The sequence below is a fragment of the Actinomadura sp. HBU206391 genome (assembly GCF_014323665.1).
Lineage (GTDB): Bacteria > Actinomycetota > Actinomycetes > Streptosporangiales > Streptosporangiaceae > Actinomadura_C.
Genome location: NZ_JABVEB010000350.1, coordinates 1 through 4696 on the forward strand (window position 1 = coordinate 1; position 4696 = coordinate 4696).

The following is a 4696-nucleotide window of genomic DNA, read 5'->3' on the forward strand; positions in this document are numbered from 1 at the left end:
ACGTCGATGTCGTACTGGTAGGCCTCTGGATCGCGGAGCGGGGCGGTCTCGGCGTCCGTGGCGCGCTCCTTCATGCCGACGTCGGCATGCCGGATGATGGACAGCCCCTCGGCGATCGCCCCCATCATCCCGTACTCGACGCCGTTGTGGATCATCTTCACGAAGTGACCGGCCCCACTGCGTCCGCAGTGCAAATAGCCGTCGGGTGCGGTGCCGTCCCGACTCCTGCTGCGCGTGGGTTCCGCTCTGCCTCTGCCGGGCGCGATGGTGCGGAACACCGGGTCCAGCCGCCGTACGGCGGCGTCATCGCCACCGATCATGAGGCAGTAACCTCGCTCGAGGCCCCAGACGCCGCCCGAGGTCCCGCAGTCCACGTAGTGGACCTGCCGCTCGGCGAGTTGCTTCGCGCGGACGATGTCGTCCCGGTAGAAGGAGTTGCCCCCGTCGATCACTGTGTCATCGGCATCGAGCAGTGGGACGAGCTGGTCGAGCGTCGTCTGTACGACGGCGGCGGGCAGCATGAGCCAGATGGCACGCGGCTTTTCGAGCTTCGCCACGAGGTCCCCGAGTGAGGTCGCGCCGATCGCCCCCTCGCCCACGAGCTCCTGAACGGCCTCTCCGCTGAGGTCGTGCACCACGCAGCTGTGGCCGTCTCGCATGAGCCGGCGGACCAGGTTGGCGCCCATCCTGCCGAGCCCTACCATGCCGAGTCGCATCGGTCTGTCCGTAGTCATCGAATCCCCCTAGTCCTGCTTCAACCCCGGCTCTGCCCGCGTTCGTGCAGAGTCTGGGTCGCCTTCATCCCTCGCCCTTCCGGGCGGCCACGCGCTCGCGAGCGACCTGCGATACGCGTTCGGGAGTGAACCCGAACCTGGTGAGCAACTGTTTGAGCGGCGCGGAGGCGCCGAAGGTGTGCATCCCGACGACGGCGCCCCCATCGCCGACGTAGCGGTCCCAGCCCAGCGTCGCCGCCTGCTCGATCGCGACCCGGGCCGGCACCTCCGGCGGGATCACCTGGTCGCGGTAGTCCCTGGGCTGGCGGTCGAACAGCTCCCAGCACGGCATGCTCACGACGCGGGCGCCGATGCCCTCGGCGGACAATTCCTCACGGGCGGCAAGCGCAAGCGCCACCTCCGAGCCGGTGGCGAGCAGGATCACGTCCGGGGTTCCCGACGAGGCCTCGGCCAGCACGTAGGCGCCTTTCGCGACTCCGGAGGCCGCGCCCAGCACCGACCGGTCGAGGGTGGGCAGAGCCTGGCGGGACAGCGCCAGTGCCGCGGGCTCGCGGCGGAGCCCGGCGATGACGCGCCAGGCCTCGACGACCTCGTTCGCGTCCGCGGGCCGGAATACCGGCAACCCGGGCATGGCGCGCAACGACGCGAGCTGTTCGACGGGCTGGTGGCTGGGACCGTCCTCGCCGACGCCGATGGAGTCGTGAGTGAAGATGTGCAGGACCGGTATCTCCATCAGGGCGGACAGCCGGATGGCGGCGCGTGCGTAATCCGAAAAGATGAGAAATCCTGACCAGTACGGCCGGAGCTTGGTGAGCGCCATGCCGTTGGCGATCGCGGCCGCCGTGTGCTCGCGGATGCCGAAATGCAGGTTGCGGCCGACGTGGTCGGCGGATCGGAAGTCATCGGCGCCGTCGAAGACGAGCCGCGTCTTCGTCGACGGGGCGAGGTCGGCAGAGCCGCCCAGAAGCCATGGCACCGCCTGGGCCAGGGCGTTCAACACACGCCCGGAGGAGTCACGGGTGGCCATTCCCTCGGGGTCCGGTGGGAAAGTGGGCAGCGCCGCCTCCCAGCCGTCCGGGAGTTCCCGGCGCTGGATGCGGTCCAGTTCGTCGGCCGCCCGCGGGTAGGCGTCACTGTAGGCCTTGAACATCGCCTCCCAGGCGTCTCTGGCGCTGCCGCCGCGTGCGCCGACGCCCTCGGCGAACCGGTCGTAGACCTGCGGTGGGATGAAGAAGTCGGCGTCCTCCGGCAGTCCGAAGAAACGCTTGGCCGCCCGGACGCCCTCGGGTCCCAGCGGCTCCCCGTGTGCTTTCGGCGTGTTCTCCACCGGTGAGCCGTAGCCGATATGGCTGTGCACCATCATGAGGGTGGGGCGCTCGGTCTCGGCCCTGAAGCTGTGCAGTGCCCGGCTCACCGCGTCGAGGTCGTTGGCGTCGGCCACGGTCGTGACGTTCCAGCCGTAGGCGATGAACCGCGCGGCGACGTCCTCGGTGAAGGTGATCCCGGTGTCGCCCTCGATCGTCACCCGGTTCGAGTCATAAATCCAGCAGAGTCTGGACAGCCGCAGGTGGCCCGCGAGCGAGGCGGCCTCGGAGGCGACGCCCTCCATCATGCATCCGTCTCCGGCCAGCGCGTACACGTCGAGATCGAACAGGGGGAAGCCGTCCCGGTTGTAGCGCGCGGCGAGCCACCGGCCCCCGATCGCCATGCCGACCGAGGTCGCTACGCCCTGGCCGAGGGGGCCGGTCGTCGTCTCCACGCCGCTCGTCATGCGGTATTCGGGATGGCCGGGACAGTGCGAGCCGAGCCGGCGAAACGTCTTCAGGTCCTCGAGCGTCACCGCACGGGTGCCGAGTACCTCGTCGTCGGGATCGACGGCATGCACTCCGCTCAGATGCAGCAGCGACCAGAGCAGGGCCGAGGCGTGCTGCCACAGCGTGTACGCGACCGGAGCGATGTCCAGTGGAGTGCCGGGATGGCCAGAGTCCGCCGCCTGTATCGCGTCCATGCACAGGCCGCGGATCGTGTTGATGGAGAGGGTGTCGAGATCGGTCATGGTTCTGCAGCGGCTCCCCCGACCCGAAAAGCCGGCGGTCGGCGGGGGCGGTGCCGATCCGACTCGGAACTCACGGGTCGACGTTGGTCCTGGAGTACTGGTCCTGGCGCGCCGGTTCTGGTGCGCGGTGCCGACATTGACGTATCCGTCATTCAGGCTTTACCGGTCTCGCCCCGTCGGGGAAGAGTCGGGCGACCGCAAACTCAGGGACGTCGGGAACGTTTATCACTCACCCCGGCCGGGGATAATGATGCCCCCTCCAGGCGTGATCATTGTTGTACCTGTGTGGGCATCCAGCGGCCTTCGGCGCTCAGGCGGTCGGCGCCCGCCGGTCCCCAGCCGCCGCGCTCGTACGGCTCCGGAGGTGTCTTGCCGTCGAGGACGGGATCGACGATGCGCCACTGCTCTTCCACCGTGTCCTGGCGGGCGAAGTGCCGCGGATCGCCGGACAGCGCGTCGGCGAAGATCTGTTCGTAGGCGCTCTCCACCTGGCCCAGCTGCGTGGTGAAGTCCACCGAGACCGGCACCTCGCGGATCGCCTCTTCCTGTCCTGGGGCCTTGGCCAGCAGGTCGAACGTGACCCCGGGATCCGGTTCCAGCCGGAACCGCACGATGTTGGATCGGGGGCGGCCGGCGTCGGCGGACAGGAACAGCATGCGCGGCGGCTGGCGGAGCCGGACGGCGATCTCGGTGGTCGTGGCCGCCAGCGCCTTACCTGTCCTGATCAGGAAGGGCACGTCGGCCCAGCGCCAGTTGTCGATCCACAGCCGCAAGGCCACGTAGGTCTCGGTGGTCGAACCGGCGGAGACACCTGGTGTGTGGAGATAGTCGGCGTACTGGCCGCGGACCACGTCATCAGGGTCGATCGTCCGTATGGCGCACATCAGCCGGCGTTTCTCGTCGCGTTCCATCTCGGCGCTCTCGTCGGTCGGAGGATCCATGGTCAGATACGCCAGGACCTGCAGTAGGTGGTTCTGCACCACGTCTCGGACGGCGCCCACGGCGTCGTAGAACGCCCCGCGGTCGGCGACATCGAACGCCTCCGCCATGGTGATCTCCACGGCGTCGACGTGATCGCGGTTCCAGATGGGTTCCAGCAGGCTGTTGGCGAAGCGGAACATCACGAGGTTCTGAACCGGCTCCTTGCCGAGGAAGTGATCGACGCGCAGCAGTTGCCCCTCAGGGAAGTACCGGTGCAGTTCGGTGTTGAGGCACCGCGCGGACGCGAGGTCGTGGCCGAACGGCTTCTCCACCACCAGCCGGCCGCGGGTGTTCAGCCCCGCGGCGCCCAGTCCCTCCGCTATCGGCCCGAACAGCGCCGGTGGCACGGCCAGGTAGTGGACGGCGAAGGTTTCCTCCGGGGTGCGCCGCGCGAGTTCCTCGTAGAGCGCGGCATCGGTCACGTCGCCGATGACAGGCGCCAGCCGGTCGGCGAACGCGTCGAACACCTCCTCGTCGACCCGCTCGTACGCGGCGGCGACACTGTTGTGGGCGTGTTCCCGCAGTGTGGCGGTGTCCAGATCGTCGTGATGCACGCCGATGACCGGCAGGTCGAGCAGACCGCGGGCGGTGAGCCGGTACAGCGCCGGAATGATCATTTTCTTGGCGAGATCCCCCGAGATGCCGTACAGCACCAGGGCCTGCCCTCGAGGTACGTTCATGTTCCCTCCTGGGCACCTTTGGGCGCGTCGCGTCGGCTCGGGCTACGCGCCGGATGGCCGATGCGGCCGGGCGCGGCCCGAGTGTTCCTACTAGTGTTCGAGCCGTTCGAGCAGATACAGCCAGACCTCGCTGACCGTGGGGAACGAAGGCACAGCCTGACGCAGACGATCGAGCGGCACCTCGCCGACGATGGCGACGGTCGCGGAATGCAGCAGCTCCTGCATGGTGGGTCCGGTGAAGGTGG

The 4696-nt window shown here is 68.6% G+C and carries 3 protein-coding genes; all 3 read right to left on the bottom strand.

Annotated features, from left to right (window positions below):
* Window positions 1–716, bottom strand: a 716-nt coding sequence (locus HKK72_RS36075; protein ID WP_187238884.1) for an NADP-dependent phosphogluconate dehydrogenase, incomplete at its 3' end; no start/stop codon positions are given.
* An 82-nt stretch (window positions 717–798) separates the two neighbouring features.
* Window positions 799–2790 (bottom strand): transketolase, encoded by a 1992-nt coding sequence (gene tkt, locus HKK72_RS36080; protein ID WP_187238885.1) that lies wholly within the window; start codon window positions 2788–2790, stop codon window positions 799–801.
* A gap of 269 nt (window positions 2791–3059) precedes the next feature.
* A complete protein-coding gene (gene zwf / locus HKK72_RS36085) occupies window positions 3060–4451 on the bottom strand; it encodes a glucose-6-phosphate dehydrogenase (protein ID WP_187238886.1) in 1392 nt (463 codons plus the stop codon).
* Between the last annotated feature and the right edge of the window lie 245 nt (window positions 4452–4696).